Origin of the sequence: Corallococcus sp. AB038B, from assembly GCF_003668955.1 — a bacterium.
Lineage (GTDB): Bacteria > Myxococcota > Myxococcia > Myxococcales > Myxococcaceae > Corallococcus > Corallococcus exiguus.
Map to the genome: position 1 here is coordinate 149959 of NZ_RAWO01000006.1, position 20902 is coordinate 170860.

At 69.8% G+C, this 20902-nt stretch carries 19 protein-coding genes; 5 read left to right on the forward strand and 14 right to left on the reverse strand.

The features are described 5' to 3' along the window. Positions 1 to 525: a PaaI family thioesterase gene (locus tag D7Y04_RS24200; protein WP_120580715.1), complete on the reverse strand. Its 525-nt coding sequence runs from the start codon at positions 523 to 525 to the stop codon at positions 1 to 3. A gap of 80 nt (positions 526 to 605) precedes the next feature. Between D7Y04_RS24200 and fabF the strand changes: the two genes are divergently transcribed. From fabF to D7Y04_RS24215, 3 genes are all read left to right on the forward strand, one after another. After that, complete coding sequence (fabF, locus tag D7Y04_RS24205; RefSeq protein WP_121760834.1) at positions 606 to 1856, forward strand: beta-ketoacyl-ACP synthase II; 1251 nt, start codon at positions 606 to 608, stop codon at positions 1854 to 1856. Positions 1857 to 2171: 315 nt separating this feature from the next. Then, positions 2172 to 3776, forward strand: coding sequence for a short-chain fatty acyl-CoA regulator family protein (locus D7Y04_RS24210; protein WP_120599549.1), 1605 nt, complete (start codon positions 2172 to 2174; stop codon positions 3774 to 3776). 1 nt (position 3777) lies between these two features. Further along, complete coding sequence (locus tag D7Y04_RS24215) at positions 3778 to 4647, forward strand: tetratricopeptide repeat protein (protein ID WP_120580718.1); 870 nt, start codon at positions 3778 to 3780, stop codon at positions 4645 to 4647. 35 nt (positions 4648 to 4682) lie between these two features. Here D7Y04_RS24215 and D7Y04_RS24220 read toward each other — a convergent pair whose 3' ends face one another. The 3 genes from D7Y04_RS24220 to D7Y04_RS24230 form a co-directional block, all read right to left on the reverse strand. Beyond that, positions 4683 to 5162, reverse strand: coding sequence for a hypothetical protein (locus D7Y04_RS24220; protein WP_233601560.1), 480 nt, complete (start codon positions 5160 to 5162; stop codon positions 4683 to 4685). Continuing rightward, a complete protein-coding gene (locus tag D7Y04_RS24225; RefSeq protein WP_120564086.1) occupies positions 5159 to 5941 on the reverse strand; it encodes a sulfite exporter TauE/SafE family protein in 783 nt (260 codons plus the stop codon). The genes D7Y04_RS24220 and D7Y04_RS24225 overlap by 4 nt, the downstream gene beginning before the upstream one ends. 128 nt (positions 5942 to 6069) lie before the next feature. Further along, positions 6070 to 6966 (reverse strand): hypothetical protein, encoded by an 897-nt coding sequence (locus D7Y04_RS24230; protein WP_120596893.1) that lies wholly within the window; start codon positions 6964 to 6966, stop codon positions 6070 to 6072. 138 nt (positions 6967 to 7104) lie between these two features. Between D7Y04_RS24230 and D7Y04_RS24235 the strand changes: the two genes are divergently transcribed. After that, positions 7105 to 8724, forward strand: a complete 1620-nt coding sequence (locus tag D7Y04_RS24235) for a leucyl aminopeptidase (protein WP_121760835.1) — start codon at positions 7105 to 7107, stop codon at positions 8722 to 8724. A 70-nt stretch (positions 8725 to 8794) separates the two neighbouring features. On the opposite strand, the gene D7Y04_RS24240 is transcribed toward D7Y04_RS24235, so the two are convergent. The 6 genes from D7Y04_RS24240 to ruvB form a co-directional block, all read right to left on the reverse strand. Further along, positions 8795 to 9433, reverse strand: a complete 639-nt coding sequence (locus D7Y04_RS24240) for a hypothetical protein (RefSeq protein ID WP_121760954.1) — start codon at positions 9431 to 9433, stop codon at positions 8795 to 8797. Positions 9434 to 9558: 125 nt separating this feature from the next. Next, a complete protein-coding gene (locus tag D7Y04_RS24245) occupies positions 9559 to 10797 on the reverse strand; it encodes a DUF4388 domain-containing protein (RefSeq protein ID WP_120596895.1) in 1239 nt (412 codons plus the stop codon). Positions 10798 to 10824: 27 nt separating this feature from the next. Continuing rightward, positions 10825 to 11919, reverse strand: a complete 1095-nt coding sequence (locus tag D7Y04_RS24250; RefSeq protein ID WP_120596896.1) for a thioredoxin domain-containing protein — start codon at positions 11917 to 11919, stop codon at positions 10825 to 10827. Positions 11920 to 11975: 56 nt separating this feature from the next. Beyond that, entirely contained in the window at positions 11976 to 12920 is a 945-nt protein-coding gene (gene lpxC, locus D7Y04_RS24255; protein WP_120596897.1) for a UDP-3-O-acyl-N-acetylglucosamine deacetylase, read from the reverse strand. A 448-nt stretch (positions 12921 to 13368) separates the two neighbouring features. Beyond that, a complete protein-coding gene (locus tag D7Y04_RS24260) occupies positions 13369 to 14853 on the reverse strand; it encodes a hypothetical protein (protein ID WP_120578564.1) in 1485 nt (494 codons plus the stop codon). Between the two features lie 18 nt (positions 14854 to 14871). Then, on the reverse strand, positions 14872 to 15909 hold the full coding sequence (gene ruvB / locus D7Y04_RS24265; protein ID WP_120596898.1) for a Holliday junction branch migration DNA helicase RuvB: 1038 nt from the start codon (positions 15907 to 15909) through the stop codon (positions 14872 to 14874). A 119-nt stretch (positions 15910 to 16028) separates the two neighbouring features. On the opposite strand from ruvB, the gene D7Y04_RS24270 reads away from it, so the two are divergent. Next, positions 16029 to 17114: a hypothetical protein gene (locus D7Y04_RS24270; RefSeq protein ID WP_121760836.1), complete on the forward strand. Its 1086-nt coding sequence runs from the start codon at positions 16029 to 16031 to the stop codon at positions 17112 to 17114. Between the two features lie 9 nt (positions 17115 to 17123). Here the strand turns inward: D7Y04_RS24270 and D7Y04_RS24275 are convergent, their stop codons facing one another. The 4 genes from D7Y04_RS24275 to D7Y04_RS24290 all read right to left on the reverse strand — a co-directional run bounded on the left by D7Y04_RS24275 (position 17124) and on the right by D7Y04_RS24290 (position 20874). Next, positions 17124 to 18608, reverse strand: a complete 1485-nt coding sequence (locus D7Y04_RS24275) for an ELWxxDGT repeat protein (protein WP_121760837.1) — start codon at positions 18606 to 18608, stop codon at positions 17124 to 17126. A 286-nt stretch (positions 18609 to 18894) separates the two neighbouring features. Then, a complete protein-coding gene (gene ruvA / locus D7Y04_RS24280) occupies positions 18895 to 19509 on the reverse strand; it encodes a Holliday junction branch migration protein RuvA (protein WP_120596901.1) in 615 nt (204 codons plus the stop codon). Next, positions 19506 to 20087: a crossover junction endodeoxyribonuclease RuvC gene (gene ruvC / locus D7Y04_RS24285; protein WP_120578568.1), complete on the reverse strand. Its 582-nt coding sequence runs from the start codon at positions 20085 to 20087 to the stop codon at positions 19506 to 19508. The genes ruvA and ruvC overlap by 4 nt, the downstream gene beginning before the upstream one ends. A 37-nt stretch (positions 20088 to 20124) precedes the next feature. Continuing rightward, the gene (locus D7Y04_RS24290; protein ID WP_121760838.1) at positions 20125 to 20874 is read right to left on the reverse strand and encodes a YebC/PmpR family DNA-binding transcriptional regulator; all 750 of its coding nucleotides are present in this window, start codon (positions 20872 to 20874) and stop codon (positions 20125 to 20127) included. Between the last annotated feature and the right edge of the window lie 28 nt (positions 20875 to 20902).

Sequence of the window (20902 nt, forward strand, 5' to 3'; positions counted from 1 at the left end):
CTACTCCTTGCCGCCCGCGCCCGGCGGCCGGAACACCATGCACGTCGTCGTGCCGTGCGCGTAGAGCGTGCCCTTCTCGTCCACCAGCCGGCCCTGCGCCGTCGCCACGCGGCCGCCCAGGTGGATGACCTCGCCCTTGCAGAACAGTTGCCCCGTGTCGTGGGCAATGCCCTTCACGTAGTTCACGTGAAGCTCCAGCGTCGTGTAGCCCGCGCCCACCGGCAGCATCGTGTGGATGGCGCATCCCATGGCGGAGTCCATCAGCGTCGCGGCCAGCCCGCCGTGCACCATGCCAATGGGGTTGTAGTGGTGCTCGCCCGGCTTCACCGCGAACACCACCCGGCCCTCTTCCACCTCCACGGGAGTGAAGCCCATCAGCTCCGCGATGGGCGGCCCCGGCAGCTCGCCCCGCTGGATGGCGCGCAGGTACTCCAGCCCCGACAGCTTCTTCGCCGCGGAGGCGCCCTCCTTCGGGTCCCGCCACGTCACCGTCCTCGTGCGTGGATTGTCTGCCTGCTCGCTCATCGGGGCTCCCTTTGGCTTGAACTCATGGAAGGATGGTCATAATACCATCCCGTTCAACATGCAGGGTCAAGGAGTGGGCGATGGAACAGCGGCGCGTCGTCGTGACGGGAATGGGGCTCATCAGCCCTTGTGGCATCGGCGTGGAGAAGAGCTGGGACGCGCTGGTGAACGGCCGCAGCGGCGTGGGGCCCATCACCCTGTTCGACGCGAGCGCGCTGGACTGCCGCTTCGCCGGAGAGGTGAAGGGCTTCAACCCGGAGGACTACATCGAACGGCGCGAGGTGCGCCGCATGGACCGCTTCGCGCAGTTCGCGGTGGCCGCGTCGGACATGGCCCTCGAGGACTCCGGGCTGGTCATCACCGAACAGAACGCGGAGCGCGTGGCGGCCGTCATCGGCTCCGGCATCGGCGGTCTCAGCAGCCTGGAGGAGACGCACCGCAAGGCGCTGGAGAAGGGGCCGGACCGCATCAGCTCCTTCTTCATCCTCCAGATGATCATCAACATGGCGCCCGGCTACATCTCCATGCGCCACGGCATCAAGGGCCCGTCCTGGGCCACCAACTCCGCGTGCTCCACCAGCGCGCACGCCATCGGTGAAGCGATGCGCGGCATCCAGCGCGGCGAGTTCGACGTGGCGCTGGCGGGCGGCGCGGAGGCCCCCATCTCCATGCTGGGCGTGGGCGGCTTCGCCGCGATGAAGGCCCTGTCCAACCGCAACGACGCACCCCAGGCCGCGAGCCGCCCGTTCGACAAGGACCGCGACGGCTTCGTGCTCGCGGAAGGCGCGGCCATCCTCGTGCTGGAAGAGTACGAGCACGCCCGCGCCCGGGGCGCCCGCATCCTCGCGGAGCTCGTGGGCTATGGCGCCAGCTCGGACGCCTACCACGTCACCTCGCCCGCGCCCGGCCATGAAGGCGCCCAGCGCGCGATGAAGGCCTCCCTGAAGGATGCGCGGATGGCCCCCGCGGACATCGGCTACCTCAACGCCCACGGCACCTCGACGGAGGTCGGCGACCTGCTGGAGATGGAGGGCATCGCGAAGGTGTTCGGCGACGCGGCGAAGTCGCTCGCCATCTCCTCCACCAAGTCCATGACGGGTCACATGAACGGCGCGGCCGGCGCCGCCGAGGCCGTCATCAGCATCCTCGCCCTCACGCGCGGTGTGCTGCCCCCCACCATCAACCTGGAGAATCAGGATCCGCGCATCCCGCTGGACTGCGTGCCCAACACCGCCCGCGAGGCCCGCGTGAACGCCGTCATGAGCAACTCCTTCGGCTTCGGCGGCACCAACGTCGCGATCATCTTTCAGCGGCTCCCGGAAGCCCGCTGAGTCGCTGTAAATAATCTGCCGCTTTTTTACTGACTTTTCCCCAGTCCCGCCGCACCGCGTCAGTCAAGGGTTGACAACGCGGTGCACAAGCGCCGCCGCCGCACACCGGGAGCGCCTGAAAGCCCCGTGATTACATGGGATTACGTCCCTGTAAGGCCAGGGTGGAGGCAGTCAACCCTTCGCGCGTCGCCTGCGGGACAGCGCTGCGGCGATCCGAAAACGTTGATTGCAAATCGGTAAATCGATTTGCAGAGTGGATCCAGAGACCCGGTGTTGGAGCGCGCCTCCTGACGCGGCCCGCCGGGGGTTGGAGCCATGAACAACGACAACGCGCTGAACGCGAACGTGGGGCTGAAGCTTCGAGGCCTGCGCTTGCAACGCAACATCAAGCAGGCGGACGCCGCGAAGGACCTGGGGGTCTCGCCCGCGTACCTGAACCTCATCGAGAAGGGGAAGCGCGTGATGCCCTTCCCACTCCTGTGGAAGGCGCTGCGTTACTTCGAGCAGGACCCCGAGCAGTTCATGTCCACGCTGGGCGAGGGCCGCGTGGACGAGGCCCTGGCGAAGCTGCTGGATGAACCGCTGCTCAAGAGCCTGGACATCGACTCGGAGTCGCTCCAGTCGCTGTCCGCGGAGCCGAAGCTGGCCGGCACCGTCGCCGCGCTGTTCAACCTCTACAAGAACACGCGCACGCAGCTGGAGAACGTGCTCGCGCAGCTCAACGTGGAGGAGCGCACGCGCACGCAGGGCTCCCCTTCCGGTCTGGGCAACACGCCGGGCGTGCGCTTCGACTACTCGCCCTTCGACGAGGTCAGCGACTTCCTGGAGAAGCACCGCAACTACTTCCCGGAGCTGGAGGAGCAGGCGGAGGGACTGCGCCGCGACTTCCGCCTGGAGCAGCAGCTCACCAGCAGCAACCTCATCCGCATGCTGGAGGAGCGCTTCGACTTCAAGGTGCAGATTGAACGCGCGACCAGCGGGTCGTCCGTGGTGCGCCGGCTGGACCTGGACGCGCGCACGCTCACGCTGTCACCGGACCTCACGGAGCAGCCGCTGAAGTTCCAGGTGGCCGCGTCCATGGGCCTGATGGTGATGGACCGCGAGAAGCTGGTGGAGCGCATCCTCGGCGCCGGACGCATGCGGCACGGGGAGACGGAGCGGCTCATCAAGGTCAACCTGGCGAACTACTTCGCCGGCGCGTTGATGCTGCCCTACGGCGAGTTCTTCAAGGAGGTGCAGCGCACGCGCTACGACGTGGAGTTGCTCTCCAACATCTTCGGCACCACCTACGAGACGGTGGCACACCGCATCTGCAACCTGTCCGACCCCAAGCGCCAGGGCCTGCCCTTCCACTTCCTGCGCGCGGACATCGCCGGGAACATCTCCAAGCGCTACAGCGGCACCGGCATCCGCTTCGCGTCCGGCGGCGGCTCCTGCGCGAAGTGGGCGGTGCACCTGGCGTTCCTCAACCCGTCCCAGATTACCCGCCAGTACTCCATCATGCCGGACGGCACGACGTACTTCTGCTTCGCGAAGGTGCAGCTGCAGCCGATTGAAGGCTCCATCGTGAAGGGCACGGCGTACTCCATCGGCCTGGGCACGCACGCGGAGAACGCGAAGTACCTGGCGTATGGCCTGCCCACCAACGACCTGCGCAAGGACGCCATCCCCAGCGGAATCTCCTGCCGCTTCTGCGAGCGCACGGACTGCAACCAGCGCGCGGCGGCCAGCTACCGCTTCGCGTTCGCCTTCGACGAGTACACGAAGAAGGACTGCTTCTTCTCCCCGCTGCTGGTCCACGAGAAGGAGAAGGCCGAGCGCAACGGAAACGCCGAGCCCGATGGCAACGGCGCTGAAGGCGGCGAGAAGCACGATTCGCTGGACAGGGGCGTCCGCCGCCGCAAGGTTCACGAGAACTGACATGCACCCGTCCGACAACGAACGCGCCCACATCGCAGACGCCATCCAGAAGCAGAAGAACGCGCTCGCCCCGCTGCGCATCACCGGCTCGCCCTCTGAAGTAGGCCAGGGCCTGGTGGCGCTGGCGGAGCTGTACGGGATGCTGGAGGACCACGCCGCGAGCCGCGAGCACTACGAGGAGGCCTTCGGCTTCTTCAAGACCGCGGGCAACAAGCCCGGCCAGGCACAGGCGCTCTTCGGCCTGGGCGTGGTGAAGGCCTACTTCGAGGATCACAAGAGCGCCATCGAGCACATGGCCACCGCCGCCCTGCTCTTCAACGAGGCTCGCGACCGCGAAGGCGAGGCACTCTCCCGCGCCTGCATCGGCGAGTCCCTGCGCGCCATGGGCGAGGTCGACGGCGCCGAGGAGAAGTACCAGGAGGCGCTCATCCTCTACCGCCAGACGCGCAACTCCGAGCGCATCGCGCGGCTGCTCCTGGACATTGGCGATTTGCGCATGGCCAAGGGCGAGTACGAGCCCGCCCGCAAGCGCTTCCTGGAGGCCGTGCCGCTGCTGGAGCAGGGCGAGGACGCGGAGGCGCTCGCGCTGGGGCACCTGCTGCTGGGTGAATCCGAAGGCCTGCTGGGCCATCACGACAACGCGCGGCCGCACCTGCTGCGCGCGGTGGACGTGTACGGCGAGATGCACGACCACGTCTACGAGGCCCGCGCGCGCTGGGACCTGGGGCTGTCCTGCTACTACCTCCAGGACTACGCCGCGGCCCGCGAGCAGTTCGAGGCGGTGCTGCCCATGTACGAGGACCTCAAGCAGCACGATGAAGTGGCGAAGGTGAAGAACGTCCTCGCGCACTTCGCCGCGCGCGGCGTGTAGCCCCGCGCGCGGTCTTCATTGCGTCTGACTCCGGTTCAGGCCTGGAAGCCCGCGCCCACCGCCAGCGCGAGCAACCCGATGACGCCCGCGGCGATGGCGGCGTAACGCCACTCGCCGCGCAGGCCCAACAACGTCCCCGCCATCGCCAGCCGCGCCACCGGCGTCACCAACAGCATGGACGCCGCGCCCTTGCGCAACAGGTCGATGGCCACGTGCACGGACTCGTCGCGCGGCAATAACTCCAGCCCGAGCGACGTGACGAACATGGCCCCACTGGTGATGGCCCCGGTGCGCAGCATGCGGGCAATCCATCGTTCCCCGGCTGCGAGCCTCCGGGCCCCCCGGCGCTCGCGTGGGAGCACCTCCGGCTGGGTGATGGGTTCCTGCTGGAGTTCTTCGTGGAACTCCGCGTCCAACGCCACCGACGTCGCCTGCACGTTGCGACGCGGGGGTCCTGCCTCCGGCACCATCATCGACGGGTGGACACCGGGTAGCTCAGGCTCCGCTTCACTCATTTCCATACGCTCGGCCACAACCCCTCCCCTCCCTTCCACAACATCTGTCCGGCCACAATCAACAGGACCGCCGCGAAGAGCTTCTTGAGCACCGCGGTCGGAGTCCTCAGCATCAGTTTGCTGCCCACGGACGCGCCGCCCAGCACCCCTACGACCAACGGCGCCACGAGCCCCAGATTCAATTGGCCGCGCCACGCGTAGGCCGCGACGCTGGCCGCGCCGGTGACGCCCACCATCAGGTTGCTGGTGGCGCTGGCGACCTTGAAGGGCACGCGCATGCCGTAGGTCATCAGCGGCACCTTCAGCGGGCCACCGCCCACGCCCAGCAGCGCGGACAGCCCACCCGCCACGAAGGAGCCGGAGATGCCCAGCGGGTAGTTGCCGGGCTCGTAGTTGGCCGCCGTCGCCGGCTCCTGGACGGGGCGGCGCATCAGCAGCATCTGCAGCGCCACGAAGAGCGTGAAGAGGCCGAACACCACGGCCACCATCGCCTCCGCGACAAAGGCGGCCACCAGCCCCCCGACGATGGCGCCCATCACGGTCGCCAGCTCCAGGGTGAGCCCCAGCCGCAGGTCACTCAGTTTGTTCTCCACGTAGCTGGCGGCGGCGGCGCAGGAGTTGGCCACCACGCACATCAGGCTCGCGGGGACGGCCTGCTCCAGTGGGATTCCGAAACCCAACACGAGCACGGGGACCAGGACGATGCCGCCCCCGATGCCCAGGAGCGCCCCCAACCCACCCGCCAACACACCCGCCGCCATGAGGAGCAAGACTGTCATTCCCTATCGAGGATAGGAGGCACTCCCCGCTTCGGATAGCGCCACGCCCCGGAGGGCAACCTGCTCGATCGGCTGGATGCCCTGCACGCGAACACAGGCCCGCGACGCGGGCCGTGCGGATCCGTTCACTACGCGGCGGTGGCGCCCAGCGTTCCCTCTGGAAACTCCTCCATGAACCGCGCGCGCGTGCGCGGCGTGTAGGTGCCGCGCGCCATGTAGCCGTGCAGTTTTCGAATCAGCCCGCGCGTCACCTCCAGCGCGGCGTCCAGTTCCACCGCGAAGTCAAAGTGATCATTGCGGTACAGCTCCTGGAAGGAGAGCTGCGAGTACGCCGGGAGGGCCCGTGTGCGGCCGAGCGGACTGGAGAGGAAGAGCCCGGAGACGTAGAGACCGCGCACCCAGCCGTCCAGCTCCGCCTTGGTGGGGGCCTGCCCCACGCGGTCCTGCGACGCCAGGCGCACCAGTTCGTAGATGCCCCGGCCAATGCCTCGCAGCGGGATGCCGGAGCTCTTCACCACCTGGAACTTCTCGCGGATGCGGGCGGTGCCCACGCCATCCGTGCCGTCCTGCTGGCGCAGGAAGAAGAGCGTCTGGGCCCACTCCACCTGACGCCGTGCATCCGAGGCCCGCTCGCCCTTGCGGCGGTGGCGCAGCACCAGCTGGTCCACCAGCGGGTGGAGGCGCCGGTCCAGGCTCAGGTGGGTGAAATACCCCGCGAGGATGGCCAGGCCCGCCTCCGTGCCCACGAGGGCGCCAGAAGCGACGAGCTCCGCCATCTTCAGGCCCAGGCCCACCGGGGCGCGCTCGTGGTACAGCCGCGCGAAGGGGGGCCAGCCGGCCTCTGGCTGCATCATCACGCCCAGGCCCCCGCGCACGCCGGCGCACAGCGGCAGGTCCGGCAGCGCCGCGCCAAAGCGCGCGTACGGCAGGTCCTCGGACAGCGCGCGCACCCAGTCGGCGGGGAGCCCGTCCGGGTGGGCCGCCAACCGTTCGATGGCCGTCAGATGCAGCAACAGGGTGGGCATTGGGAGTGCACAGCTATCCAGCGCGCAGGGGCATTGCAATGCCCGAGTGGCAACCAGCGCTTTGCGAGCAACACGCGGCGCGTCTACAGTCGCGCCCCTCGGATCACCCCCTCCCTCTGTCCAGGAGTCCAAGTCGCCATGCAATTCAGTCTCGTCTCCGGTGAAGCCGCGCCGGTGAGCGGTGAGCTGCTCGTCATCCCCCTCTTCGAGGGCGAGCTGGGTGATGCCGCCCCCGCGCCGCTGACGGCCGCGGATTCGGCGCTGGACGGCAAGCTGCGCGCCGCCGCCACCCAGGAGGGCTTCAAGGGCAAGGTGGACCAGTCCTTCCTGGTGCACACGCTGGGGAAGCTGGGCGCGGACCGCGTCCTGCTCCTGGGCCTGGGCAACCGCGCGCGCTTCCAGCCGGAGGTGCTGCGGCTGGCCGCGGGCCGCGCGGCGAAGACGGCGCAGCGGCTGAAGTCCGCCGCCATCGGCTTCCGCGTGCCCGCCACGGACGACGCGGCGCTGGCCGTGCGCGCGGTGGTGGAGGGCCTGGAGCTGGGCGTCTACCGCTTCGACAAGTACAAGTCCTCCGCGCGCGAGGACAAGGGCGCCCCCAAGCTGACCCGCGCCACGCTGTCCCTGCCGGAGGGCACGGAGAAGTCGCGCGCGCTGGACGACGCGCTCCACCTGGGCCTGAAGCTGGCGGAGGCCGTCAACTGGGCGCGCGACCTGGTCAACGAGCCCCCCAACGTGGTGACGCCCACGAAGCTGGCGCAGGCCGCGCAGCAGGCCGCCAAGGAAGGCGGGCTCACCGCGGAGATTGGCGCGCGCAAGGAGATCGAGCGCCTGAACATGGGCATGTTCCTGGGCGTCACCGCCGGCAGCGTGCAGGAGCCGCGGCTCATCCACCTGGTCTACACGCCGAAGAACGCGAAGGACGCGAAGCGCGCCCCGCTGGCGCTGGTGGGCAAGGCCATCACGTTCGACTCGGGCGGCCTGTCGCTCAAGCCCACCGAGGGCATGGTGGAGATGAAGACGGACATGGCGGGCTCCGCCGCGGTGCTGGCCGCGATGAAGGTCATCGGCTCCGTGGTGAAGCCGCCCTTCCCCGTGCACGCCTTCATCGGCGCGTGCGAGAACATGCCGTCCGGCACGGCGTACAAGCCCGGTGACATCCTCACCGCGCGCTCCGGCAAGACGGTGGAGATCACCAACACGGACGCGGAAGGCCGCCTGGTGCTGGGCGACATGCTCACCTGGGCCGGCGAGCACGAGCCGTCCGCCATCATCGACCTGGCGACGCTCACCGGCGCGTGCATGGTGGCGCTGGGCAGCTACATCGTGGGCGCCTTCGGCGACGACGACGACACGGTGAACAGCGTGCTCACCGCCGCGCGCGCCGCGGGCGAGGAGATGTGGCGCCTGCCCGTCAGCGACCTGCAGAAGGACGCGCTGCGCTCCGACGTGGCGGACATGAAGAACTCCGGCGAGCGCTGGGGCGGCGCCATCAACGCGGCCCTCTTCCTCAAGGAGTTCGTGGGCGACACGCCCTGGGTGCACCTGGATATCGCCGGTCCGTCCAACAGCCCCAAGGAGCGCGGCTACCTCAACAAGGGCGGCACGGGCGTGGGCGCACGCACGCTGGTGGAGCTGGTGCGCCAGCAGGCCGCGCGCATCGCCTCGCAGCCGGAGCCCACCAAGGCCGAGGCTCCCGCGAAGGCCCCCAAGGCCGCCAAGGCTCCGAAGGCCGCCAAGGGCAAGCCGACCCGCGCGTAGTCGTTCGCAGAGTCTCCAGGCCCCGCGCGGACCGCCGCGTGGGGCCTCGAAGCCCGGTTCCTCGCGCCAGCTAGCGCGGGTCGCCGGGCTCCTTTTCAGGCGCGCTGGGTGCCCGCACCGCCACGCTCGGCTCCGGCAGTGGACGGACGCCCGCCATCAAGGCGTCCACGCTCTCCGTGATGCCAGCGGTGGCCTCCGTGGGCCAGGTGGCCAGCATCATCAGCACGCGGCCGGAGTTGCCTTCGCGCACGGCCACCTTGCCGCGCACGCCCTCGCCCACCTGGAAGTCGAACCCCACCGCGTTGTCCGACAGCGCGATGGGCTGCGGATCCGTGGTGGTGAAGCCCGGCTGCTGGCGCAGCCCCTGCGTCAGCCGCTCCGCGAACTGCACAGGCGTGGCCACGCCGGGCGCCACCTGCAGCACCACCTGCGCCCCTGTCACGCGGTGGCGCAGGATGACGGGAATCGCCAGCCCCTCCGGGGTGCGCTCGTTCGTCTCATCCAGCTGCCACTCCGCCGTGGGCCGGATGATTTCGAAGCCCAGGTCCTCGTCCACGTAGCGCCGCGTGGTGGACGCGATGGCGGACTCGTCCGACGCCATGCCGGAACCACCCGTGCCGGGCTCCGTCTTCGTCACCGCCGTCCGGGACGCGCCACACGCAGTGCTCAGCAGAAGCACACCCCAACCCAACATCCGCATCGCGCCCATGTGCTCGTCCCCCGCCAGCCGCCAGCCGTGGGGAGGAACGTGGACACCCACCTCCGGACCCGCCAGGGGCACACGGGGGCGGTGTGTGCTGTCAGACGGTGGAAACTTCGCGCCCGGGAGCGGCCTTACGACAGGCCGCCCTGGAGGGTGCGATAGGTGTTGGCCAGCCGCTCGGCCACGTCCGCCGGCAGCACGTTGCGCGCGGAGAACAGCGCGTAGGACACGAACGCGTCCAGCGCCTCCAGCGCCATGGCCCGGCCCACGGCCTCGCCGCCGCTGGTGGACACGTTGGCGCGCAGCCGGGCCACGTCCACCCGTCCGTCCGGCCCCAGCGTGACGCCCCGGTAGGCCTCCTCCAGTCCCGGCGGCGGCGACTCCACGAAGCCGCGCAGCAGGTCCACGTCGCGGCCCGCCTCGCGCAGCGCGCGGTGCACCAGCGACAGGAGGAGGTTGTAGCGCTCCTCCGCGGACAACAGCTCCCAGGCCATGCCCTCCACCGCGGGGCCTGGAACAGGAGGCGCTTCCGCGGCCTGCACGGACAGGTGGCCGCCGCGCACCGCCTCCTCCACGCCGCTGTAGAAGGCGTACTGGCTGCCCGCGTAGGCGCCCCGGAGCGCGCCCAGCGTCGTGCCCTCGCCCAGCTTCGCGAACAGGGCCTCCTCGCCGGGCAGCGCGCCCTGGGGGCCGGGCGTCACGCGCATGTCGTCCGGGAAGCGGCGGCGCAGGCGGCCCGTCTCCTCCGCGCGCTTGATGCCGGTGAGCACCAGGTCGCGCGTGCGCTCCGGCAGCTTCACCGCGTCCACGGCCGGGGACTTCGCCTCCAGGAAGAGGAAGCTGCCCTCCACCATCTCGAAGAGGTTGAGCACCACCTCGCGCACCACGAACGTCATGGCGCTGTAGAGGCTGGCCTCGGAGACAAGCCCCTGCGACGTGAGCACCTGGCCAATGCGGCGCGCGGGCGTCACCTGCGCCAGCGCCTGGGTGAGCCGCGCTTCCGTCAGCAGCCCCAGCCGCACCATCACCGCGCCCAGGCGCTCCCAGCGCTCGCTGGAGGTGGCGAACACCACCTGCCCGTCGCGGAAGGCCACCGTGCGGCGCACGCTGCCGTGCTGCACGACGAGCTGGCCAGTGCGGATGCCCGAGAGAATCTGGGCGAACACCTCCTCGACCGAGAGCGTCCCCAGGCTGCCGGCGAAGAAGCCGGCCGCGCCGTGGGATTCCGGGAGGAGCACCAGCCCCTCCGGCGCCAGGAAGTGCGCCGAAAGGGGCCGGGTGGGAGAGACGACAGCGGCGAGCGGCCGCTCCAGTTCGAGCGAAGCCGCCTCACCGCTCACGCGGGGCGTGGCCCTGGGTTTGGACGCCACCGCATCCCTCCCTGCAGACGCTACGGACTACTTCGCGCCCTTCAGCTCCGCGTCGATGATGCTCTTGAACTCGTCCAGGGGCTGCGCGCCCGACAGCATGATGCCGTTGATGAAGAACGCCGGCGTGCCGGTGACGCCCACCTTGGAGCCATCCGCCATGTCGGACTTCACCGTCGCGGCCGTCGCGCCGGTGTCGAGGCAGGTGTTGAACTTGGCGGTGTCCAGCTTCAGCTCGCCCGCGTACTTCTTCAGGTCATCCACGCCCAGCGCCTTCTGGTTGGCGAAGAGCTTGTCGTGCATCTCCCAGAACTTGCCCTGCTCGTTCGCGCACAGCGAGGCCTCGGCGGCCTTCTGCGCCTGCTGGTGGAAGTCCAGCGGGAACTGGCGGAACACCAAGCGCACCTTGTCGCCGTAGATCTTCGTCACCTCGTCCACCGTGCCGATGGCGCGGCTGCAGAACGGGCACTGGAAGTCGCTGAACTCCACGATGGTGACCGGCGCGCTCTCCGGACCCTTGGCCGGGCCGATGGCGGACACCTGCTTGCGCTCCGCGGGCGGGCGCGGGGGCTCGGGCAGCTCGTACTTCACGTTGGCGCCCGCGCGCAGCGAGTCGAAGAACTTCTGGGCCACTTCCTGCTTCTGGTTGCCGGCCAGGAACTCCACGATCTGCGGCTTCATCTGCTCGTAGGTCGCGCCCGGGGGCAGCTGACCCTTGGCGCCGTCGAAGACCTCCTTGATCTTCTCTTCCGGCGGCGCGGGGATCTTGTCGTCGATCTCCGCCTTGAGCAGCTGCTCCTCGGTGATGCCGCGCTTGGTCGCCTCGGCCTTCACCAGGCGCTCCGTGACGAGCCCTTCCAGGCCGCGCTTGCGCAGCTGGAACTTCTGCTTGTCCAGGTTCGCCAGCGGCTCCTTGATGCGCTCGTTCAGCTCACCGAAGGTGACCTTCTCGTTGTTGCCGAAGGTCGCCACCACGGTGTCCGGCGCCGGCTCGGCGGCGTTGCCAGCCTGGGCCTGCGCGGCGGGCGCCTGGGCATTGGCCGGCGCCTTCTCCTTGTTGCAGCCGGCGGTGAGGGATGCCGCGAGGAGGGCGGCCAGGGCGATGCGAGTAGAGCGCATGGACATAGCCCGCCGACTTAATAGAGGTCCCCGGGACTGGCAAGGAATTGCCAGTCTGTCGTTCAGGCGACCAGGGGCTCCAGCTCCAACGCGCCCGCGAGGCTTCCGCGGCCCGGCTCACGCCCTTCCACGTCCCGGCGGCGCGCCGTGACGATGTCGAAGCTGGAGGGGTCCGCCAGCACCTTGCGCACGAGCTTGTGATTGAGCGCGTGTCCCGTCTTGAACGCTGTCATGTGGCCAATGACAGGCCGGCCAAACAGCGACACGTCGCCGATGGCGTCCAGGATCTTGTGACGCACGAACTCGTCCGGGAAGCGCAGGCCGTCCGGGTTGAGGATGGCGGCCTCGTCCACGACGACGGCGTTCTCCAGCGAGCCGCCGCGCGCCAGACCCAGCGTCTTGAGCTTCTCCACGTCACGCAGGAAGCCGAAGGTGCGGGCGCGCGAGATTTCACGCGAGAAGCCCCGGTCGTTCACGTCCACGTCGAAGGACTGGCCCTGGATGACGGGGTGCTCGAAGTCGATGGTGCAGCTGATGCGGAAGCGCCGGGCGGGGGTGAGCGAGGCCTGCTTGTCGCCGTCCGTCACCGCCACGTTCTTCTTGATGACCAGGTACTCGCGCGGCGCGTCCAGCTCGTGCGACCCGGCCTCCATGATGGCGTGCGTGAAGGGAGCCGCGCTGCCGTCCATGATGGGCACTTCCGGCCCGTCCAGCTCCGCGCGCACGTTGTCGATGCCCAGCGCCGCCAGCGCGGACATCAGGTGCTCCACCGTGCCCACCTTCACGCCGTCGCGGCCCAGCGTGGTGGCCAGCGACGTGTCCACCACGTACTCCGCCAGCGCGGGGATGCTCACCGGGCGCTCCAGGTCCGTGCGGACGAAGACGATTCCATGCCCCGCGGGCGCGGGCTTCAGGGTCAGCGTCACGGGCAACCCGGAGTGGAGCCCCACACCGCGGCAGATGGCCGGCTGGGAGAGGGTGCGCTGGAAGTCGTTGAACTGGAGCATGTCGGTGTCGCCTCTAGGGACTGCTTCGTACTGACATACGCGGGGTATGGCCCCGTCAGGCCGTTCCACGGCGGCCTGACGCGCTGCGCATAAAAGCAATCAACATGCCACGCGGCCGTGACACAAGAATTGCCTGAAAAGAAGGCCGCACCCTTCCCAACCCCCCGGAACTGCTGGCGCATGGGACGCCGGGACAGGAGACAACCGGGACCGGAACCCAGACACCCCTCTTGGGAAACCCACCACTGCGCCTCCCACCGTGACAGCGATGTCCGGAATTCATCCTTCGAACCCCGGGGCACCCGAGTGGTTTCACGCCAACCCGGAGTGCGTGTCACCCACGTGACAGGGGCGCGTCTCTATCGCAGGCGAGTGCCCGGAAGCAAACGCACATCCCGGACATACGGGGAGTCCGGGGCTTGACGAGAATCGTGACGCAGAGGGTGGGTCAGCGAGCAGGCGGCAGGAAGCGGTCGCGCAGGGCTTCCGCGTCCGGCCTGTCGAAGCCACGGCCCTGGAGCAGAGAGCGGCGGCTGACGGCGTGGAAGGTGGTCTCCAGCGTCTGCGAGAAACGCCGGAGGTCCTCCGCCAGGCGGCTGCGGATGCCGGGACCTTCCGGGGGCCAGGGCAACTCCACCAGCAGCGAGGTGAAGCGGTCGAAGGCGTCGTAGTCCGCGTAGCGCAGCAGCTGGTAGCCGCCGTCGTGGAAGTAGTCGAGGAACGACTTGAGGGCCTCCAGCACACGCTCGGCGGCGGCCACGTCCTCCGAGCGCAGGTGGCTTTCGGCGGCGCGGCACAGCTGGGCGTAGACCCACAGGTCCTTGCGCAGGCGCAGCGCGGCGTCCTGGGCGCTGGTGAGATGGCCGAAGGCTTCATCTCCCAACGAGCCATTGGGGGCCAGCGCGTCCACCAGCGCGACGATCTGCTGGCGCAGCAGCGTGGTGAAGGCCTCCGCGGCGCGCAGCGGGGCGGCGGGGTCTCGGTCCAGGTCCACCAGCACTTCACGGGAGATGCGGTCCGTCTCGCGGGCCAGGTCGCGCGCGGCGCGCAGCGTGGCGGCCTGCAAGTGCTTGGGGCCGGCCTTGGGAGACAGGTCCGTGTGCAGGTAGCTGGCGACGGCGGACACCTCGCCGCGCACCAGGGACAGGAGCACGCGCACGCGGCGCGGCACGGGCGGCTGCGCCTCCGGGTCCACGTGCGTCAGGTAGTGCAGCACGCGGAACAGGCCCAGGAACGCGGTGGTGAAGAGAGGCCGCGTGTCCGCGGGCAGCGAGCCCAGCACGTCCAGCAGGCGCACGGAGCGCAGGCGGTCGTACTCGACGCGGAACTCCAGCGGGCGGAAGGGGCGGAAGTAGCGGTTGAGGACGATCTCCCGCAGCGTCAGCTTGCCCACGTCCTGGAACAGCGACAGGCCGATGAGCGGCAACTGGAGCAGGTTGTCGAGCAGGTTCTTCAGCGCGTCGAACGCCTCGCGCACGACGAAGAGGCTCTCCGGCGGGGTCTCTTGATCCAACTCTTCTTCGATGAGCAGCCGGCGCACGCGGTCGTCCGCGAGCTGGGTCTCCACGTACTTGCGGAAGACCATCTTCGGGTCGCTGTCCGGGTCCTGCAGGTGCCGGGCGACGCGCACGGCGCGCTCCATGGCGTCGCGCACGTCCACCAGTTCCTCGTGGAAGTCGCGCGTGACGAGCGGCCGGGCGCGGGCGTCCACCACGGAGTTGTGGAGGTTCAGGTAGCGCTCCACGGCGCGCAGCCACATCTCGAACTCGAAGAGCAGCTCCTCGCGGCCCTCCACCGGGACGCCGCGGAGCCAGCGCTCGCGCTCGGCGAGGAAGCCCGCGCGCGTGGCCTGAGAGGCGCGCATCAGGTCGCCGTAGTAGTCGCGGGGACTGGGGATGACCGTGGGCACGGCGGGCGCGGAGGCTTGGCTCATGGCGGGAAGTGGTGCGGGCTAGAAGAGCGCCCCTTGCGGGGAGCTGGGGGGCGGCGTCTTCTTGAAGTACTGGTAGGTGCGCAGCGTGGCGGTGCGGCCCCGGGGCGTGCGCATGAGGAAGCCCTCCTGCATCAGGAAGGGCTCGTAGACGTCCTCGATGGTGTCGCGCTGTTCGCCCACGCTCGCGGCGATGGTCTCCACGCCCACCGGACCGCCGCCGAACTTCTCCAGGATGGTGAGGAGAATCTTGCGGTCCATCGCGTCCAGGCCGCTGGCGTCCACGCCCAGGCGGCTCAGCGAGTCGTGCGCCAGGTCGTAGGTGATGCGGCCGTTGCCCTCCACCTGGGCGAAGTCGCGCAGGCGGCGCAACAGCCGGTTGGCGATGCGGGGCGTGCCGCGCGAGCGGGTGGAGATTTCGCGGCTGGCGGCGCGGTCCAGGGGTACGCCGAGGATGCGCGCGGAGCGGTCGAGAATCTGCTCCAGGAACTTCGGCTCGTAGTACTCCAGGCGATCCTGAATCTGGAAGCGGTCGCGCAGCGGGGACGTGAGCAGGCCCGTGCGCGTGGTGGCGCCCACCAGCGTGAAGGGCGGCAAATCAATCTTCATCGCGCGGGCGGCGGGCCCGGTGTCGATGGTGATGTCCAGCCGGAAGTCCTCCATCGCCGGGTAGAGGTATTCCTCCACGGCGGCGTTGAGGCGGTGGATTTCGTCGATGAAGAGGATGTCCCGCTCGTTGAGGTTGGTGAGCAGACCCGCCAGGTCGCCCTTCTTCTCCAGCGCGGGGCCGCTGGTGACGTGGATGCCCACGCCCAACTCGTTCGCGATGATGTACGCGAGCGACGTCTTGCCCAGGCCGGGAGGGCCGGAGAACAGGCAGTGGTCCAGCGAGTCACCCCGGCTCTTCGCCGCGGCCACGTACACCTTGAGCTTTTCGACGACCGCACCCTGCCCCACGTACTCGTCGAAGGAGCGCGGGCGCAGGGAGACCTCCAGCCGGATGTCTTCCGGCTGAACATCTCCCGAGAGGGTGTCGTCGGACTTCCTCGCCATCGCCATTCCGACCCTATACAGCGAAGGGGGCGCGTGTCGCTGCCCTTCTGGCGGCGCTAGACTCGGAGCGGCACGCCGACCGGCCAGCCAGGGGGCACGTCCCCCTGCCCGAAGGGAGTCGCGTCATGATTTCCGCTTCTGCCCCATTCCGTCCCCTGCCCCTCCTGCCCGAGGCCCGCACCGAGCGTTCGCCCGGCGCCCGTCTCCAGAAGCTGCGCCGCGCCGCGCAGGAGGCCCGCGAAGCCTTCGTCCGGGAAGGCCCGGTGGCGGCGGTGGCCACGTGCGACCTCATCACGTTCCCCTACCCCACGCTGTTCGCCTTCAGCGGGGCGGCGCTGTCACCAGCGCCCTACGTGATGATGACCAACCGCATGCAGGTGGTGCAGTTCGCGGAGGCCGGCACCGGCCAGCGGCGCACGCTGCTCTTCAACCCCACCGACTACGAGCGGGGCCACGCGGCGCCCTTCTACCGCGCGCTGCGCGAGCGCTACGGCGCGTTCCTCTCCGACAAGGTGATGTCCACCCGCCACGGCACGGTGCAGGGATACCTGGAGCAGCTGGGGCTGACACCGTCGGACGTGGACTACCTGGCCTTCGACCACCTGCACATCCAGGACCTGCGCGGCTGGCTGGGCGGTGACGGCGCCGCGCCCGTGTTTCCCCGGGCGAAGCTGCTGGTGCAGCGCGCGGAGTGGACCATGGTGAAGCACCTGCACCCCATGCAGCACGTGTGGTTCGTGCCCGGCGGCGCGGACATCCCCGACGAGCGCGTGGTGCTCCTGGACGGCGACACGTGGCTGGGCCAGGGCGCGGCGCTGCTCAGCACGCCCGGCCACACGCAGGGGAACATGTCCCTGGCGGTGGCCACCGCGAATGAAGTCTTCGTGGTGAGCGAGAACGGCGTGAGCACGGAGAGCTACACGCCGCTGTTGTCGCGCATCCCCGGCGTGCGCCGCTTCGCGGAGCAGATGGGCTGGGAGGTGGTGCTCAACGGCAACACGCGCGAGGACTCGCTGGAGCAGTACGCGTCCATGGTGGTGGAGAAGCTCTTCGCGGGTCCGTCCGCGCATGACGCGTCGTTCGTGAACTTCCACCCGTCCTCGCTGCTCACCGCGCACCTCCTGGCCCCGGGCCTGGGCCCCACCGTGGTGCTGCCCGCGCCGAACACGGGCGGGCTGCATCCCACGCCCGCGCTCCGGCGCGCGGCGTAGTCGACTCCCTCAGGGCTCCAGGCGCGCGCAGCGGGCCGCGGGGAGGAAGGGCAGCGCCCAGGGTTCCTCCCCCTGGGCCGGGTCCGTGGCGATGAAGAGGACGGAGCCCCCCGCGCGCACGAACCCGTGGGGATTCGCGTCCATCCCCGCGGGCGCGATGTCGCGCATCGGGTCCACGCGGCCCGGGTCGCCGTTGGAGTACCAGCCCTCGCGGCCCCGGCCTGCCGTCGTCGCGGAGAAGAAGAGCCACCCGTCCAGCACCGCGAAGGCCGTGGGGGTGCTGCCCGCGGGGCCCGGCTCCACGTCCTGCACCAGCACCGTGCCCTGCGCCGTGCCGTTGGAGCTCCACAGCTCGCGGCCGTGCACGCCGTCATCCGCCGCGAAGTACAGCCGCCCGTCCAGCACCGTCAGCCCGGAGGGCAGCGAACCCTCGGGCCCCGGCCGCACGTCCTTCACCAGGCGGGTGCCCAGGAGCGAGCCGTCGCTCTTCCACAGCTCGCCGCCGTGGAACAGGTCGCCGGGCTCGCCGAAGAAGCCCTCCGCGCCGGCCATGAAGTACACGGCGCTGCCCAGCGGCGTGAGCTCCGACGGGTAGTCCCCCGCGAAGTGCCGGAGCGGGAAGGTGAGGAAGGGCTGACCCCGCGTCACCCAGAGGTCGGCCTCGCCAAAGCCCACGTCCACGAGGAAGAAGAGGCGGTCCTTCCCCGCGGGCGTCAGCGAGAAGACGACGGACTGCTCCTGGCCGCGGAAGAGCGCCCGTGAAGAGCCCGTGCGCCCCTCCACCACCCACAGCGTCACCGCGTCGCCGTACGCCACCAGCGCCAGCTTCCCGTTCCACTCCGTCAGGTCGTCCAGGTACAGCGAGGCCGGCCCGGGCGCGAACTCCTGCGTGAGCAGCGTGCCCTTCGCCGTGCCGTCCGTGCTCCACAGCTCGCGGCCACGCACGCCGTCATCCGCGGTGAAGTACAGCCGACTGCCCACCACCGTCAGCGCGTCCGGCGCGCTGCCCTGCGCCCCGCGCCGGATGTCCGCCACCAGCACCGTGCCCTTCTCGGTGCCGTCCGACAGCCACAGCTCCGGCCCGTGCGCGCCGTCGTCCGCGACGAAGAACAGCCGCCCGCCCATCCGCGTGAGGAAGCGCGGCGTGCTGCCGTACGCACCGGGCCGCACGTCCTTCACCCGGCGCGCTTCCGTGGCGCTCCCGTCCGTCACCCACAGCTCGCGGCCGGACACGCCGTCATTCGCGGCGTAGAAGACCTGCCCGGCCACCTCCACCAGCGTCTCCGGCGCCGAGCCCTCCTCGCCGCGCCGGACATCCCCGACAATCCGCGCGGACGGGCCACACGGCTGCGGGCCTCCGTAGGCCGCTGACTCCAGCGCCGCCGACACCTCGCCCACCGCCGACACGTCCTCGCCTTCGGCCGCGCCGCACCCCACCCCGATGACGCCGGAGAGCAGCAGCACGACGACCGAAACACCCCGCCACGTCGCCATGAAACACGCCTCCTGGGCGCGGCGCGGTCCTTTCGGGACCACCGCATCTGCGCTGGAAATTGATATCTGCAGCGGAATGGGCCAGCTCATGGCCGGCCAGGATTGCTCAGGGGTGTCAAACCGTGAGCTGCGTGGATCCCCAGATGATGGCCAGCGAACGGCAGGCGCGTTCGCCGTGTGACGACAACGGCTTCCTACAGGAAAAAGAGTTGCGCGTTTTTTCCGAGGATTTCCCGCTCCAGGAAGCACCGCGTCTCGCCCCGGAGGGCGGAGCGGTGTCCGGAAGTCACGGACTGGAGCGCAGGGCCTTGAGCGCTTCGCGGAAGAGGGCCTGGAAGGAGGCCTCCGGGCCCAGCTGTTCGATGACGACGTCCGCGGCCTTCTCCGCCTGGGGCTGCTTGTAGCCCAGGTTGAGCAGCGCGGAGACGAGGTCCGCCTTGTTGCCGGAGGTGACGGGCGCGCGGGGCGTGGCGCCACGCGCGATGCCCTCCGAGTGGAGATTGCGCACCTTCTCCTTGAGCTCCAGGACGAGCCGCTCCGCGGTCTTCTTGCCCACGCCGTGGATCTTCGCGAGCCGGCTCGTCTCACCGCGCGACAGCGCCGCGATGAGCTCGCCCACCTCCATGCCGGACATCACGCCCAGGGCCATGCGCGGACCGACGCGGGACACGGTGTTGAGCAACTGGAAGAGCTCCTCCTCCGCCGGGGAGAGGAAGCCGAAGAGCTCGAAGGCGTCCTCGCGCACCACGGTGCGGATGCGCAGGTCCACCGGCTGGCCGTCCGCGGGCAGCTTGCCCAGCGACACGGCGGACAGGTTCACGCGATAGCCCACGCCGTGCACGTCGATGACGGCATCCTCGGGGCCCTTCTCCAACACGTTGCCACGCAGCCGGGCGATCATCGGCGGGTCTCCGGGCGCTGGTAGGCGGACGACAGGCGGTCCGCGAGCACCGACGCGGCCCCCTTGCGCTTGCCGTTGCCGGGAGCGCTGGCGCGGGGCATCCCCACGCGAAACTGGTTCAAGTGGCACAGCGCGACGGCGAGCGCGTCACTGGCATCCGCGCGCTCCAGCGTCGCTTCTTCCACGCCGAGCAGCGTGCGCACCATGCGCGCCACCGCGTCCTTGCCGCCCGCGCCGCTGGCGCCCACGGACTTCTTCACGCTGGCGGGGGCGTACTCGTGCACGGGCAGGCCTGCCTGCGCCGCGGCGAGCAGCGCCACGCCGCGCGCGTGTCCCAGCACCAGGGCGCTCCGGGCGTTGCGGTGCGTGAAGAGGCCTTCCACGGCGACGGCCTCCGGCTGGTAGCGCTGGAGCGCGGCGCTCAAGGCGGCGTGCAGGTCCTTCAGGCGTTCAGCGAGGGGCGCGGACTCCACCACCTTGATGACGCCATGGCCCAGGTGCACGAGCTTGCCCTTCTTCTCCTCCACCACCCCGAAGCCCATGAAGCGGCTGCCAGGGTCCACGCCGAGTACCCGCACCGGCCCGTTCCTTTCCCACGCGCCCCTTGCGGGGGCTTTACGTGGACAGCGACTCCATCAGGGACTCGTCGATTTCGAAGTTGGCGTGCACGTGCTGCACGTCGTCGTTGTCGTCGAGCGCGTCCATCAGCTTCAACAGGCGCTTCGCGTTGTCGCCTTCCACCTTCACGGTGTTCTGCGGCACGAAGGTCCACTTCTGTTCGCCCAGGGGCAGGCCCGCGGCCTCCAGCTTCGCGCCCACCGTGTGCAGGTCGGCCGGGGCGGTGCGCACCTCGAAGCCATCCGGCCCCTGGTCCACGACGTCCTCCGCGCCCGCGTCCAGGGCCTGCTCCATCACCTGGTCCTCGGTGGGGCCGGGCTTCACGGTGATGACGCCCTTCTTGTGGAACATCCAGCCCACTGCGCCTTCCGCGCCCATGTTCCCGCCGTAGTTGCCCAGGAGGTTGCGCACGTCGCTGGCGGAGCGGTTCCGGTTGTCGGTGAGGCACTCGATGATGAGCGCGACGCCGCCGGGGCCGTAGCCCTCGTACGTCACCTCTTCGTAGGACTCGCCGGCCAGCTCGCCCGTGCCCTTCTTGATGGCGCGTTCGATGGTGTCGCGCGGGATGTTCGACTCGCGCGCCAGGGCCACGGCGACGCGCAGGCGGGCGTTGCTGGCCGGGTCACCGCCGCCCAGGCGCGCGGCGACGGTCATCTCCTTGATGGCCTTGGAGTAGAGCTTGCCCTTGGCCACGCCCAGGACGGCATTCCGGCGTTTGAGTTTCGACCAGCGGTTGTGACCGGACATGGGGGCGGCTTCGGCGTGGGGTGGACGG

Bases quoted from the DNA above. Each gene is read 5' to 3' on its own strand.
- D7Y04_RS24200 (WP_120580715.1), bottom strand. From the start codon at position 525: ATGAGCGAGCAGGCAGACAATCCACGCACGAGGACGGTGACGTGGCGG.
- fabF (WP_121760834.1), top strand. From the start codon at position 606: ATGGAACAGCGGCGCGTCGTCGTGACGGGAATGGGGCTCATCAGCCCT.
- D7Y04_RS24210 (WP_120599549.1), top strand. From the start codon at position 2,172: ATGAACAACGACAACGCGCTGAACGCGAACGTGGGGCTGAAGCTTCGA.
- D7Y04_RS24215 (WP_120580718.1), top strand. From the start codon at position 3,778: ATGCACCCGTCCGACAACGAACGCGCCCACATCGCAGACGCCATCCAG.
- D7Y04_RS24220 (WP_233601560.1), bottom strand. From the start codon at position 5,162: ATGAGTGAAGCGGAGCCTGAGCTACCCGGTGTCCACCCGTCGATGATG.
- D7Y04_RS24225 (WP_120564086.1), bottom strand. From the start codon at position 5,941: ATGACAGTCTTGCTCCTCATGGCGGCGGGTGTGTTGGCGGGTGGGTTG.
- D7Y04_RS24230 (WP_120596893.1), bottom strand. From the start codon at position 6,966: ATGCCCACCCTGTTGCTGCATCTGACGGCCATCGAACGGTTGGCGGCC.
- D7Y04_RS24235 (WP_121760835.1), top strand. From the start codon at position 7,105: ATGCAATTCAGTCTCGTCTCCGGTGAAGCCGCGCCGGTGAGCGGTGAG.
- D7Y04_RS24240 (WP_121760954.1), bottom strand. From the start codon at position 9,433: ATGGGCGCGATGCGGATGTTGGGTTGGGGTGTGCTTCTGCTGAGCACT.
- D7Y04_RS24250 (WP_120596896.1), bottom strand. From the start codon at position 11,919: ATGTCCATGCGCTCTACTCGCATCGCCCTGGCCGCCCTCCTCGCGGCA.
- lpxC (WP_120596897.1), bottom strand. From the start codon at position 12,920: ATGCTCCAGTTCAACGACTTCCAGCGCACCCTCTCCCAGCCGGCCATC.
- D7Y04_RS24260 (WP_120578564.1), bottom strand. From the start codon at position 14,853: ATGAGCCAAGCCTCCGCGCCCGCCGTGCCCACGGTCATCCCCAGTCCC.
- ruvB (WP_120596898.1), bottom strand. From the start codon at position 15,909: ATGGCGATGGCGAGGAAGTCCGACGACACCCTCTCGGGAGATGTTCAG.
- D7Y04_RS24270 (WP_121760836.1), top strand. From the start codon at position 16,029: ATGATTTCCGCTTCTGCCCCATTCCGTCCCCTGCCCCTCCTGCCCGAG.
- D7Y04_RS24275 (WP_121760837.1), bottom strand. From the start codon at position 18,608: ATGGCGACGTGGCGGGGTGTTTCGGTCGTCGTGCTGCTGCTCTCCGGC.
- ruvA (WP_120596901.1), bottom strand. From the start codon at position 19,509: ATGATCGCCCGGCTGCGTGGCAACGTGTTGGAGAAGGGCCCCGAGGAT.
- D7Y04_RS24290 (WP_121760838.1), bottom strand. From the start codon at position 20,874: ATGTCCGGTCACAACCGCTGGTCGAAACTCAAACGCCGGAATGCCGTC.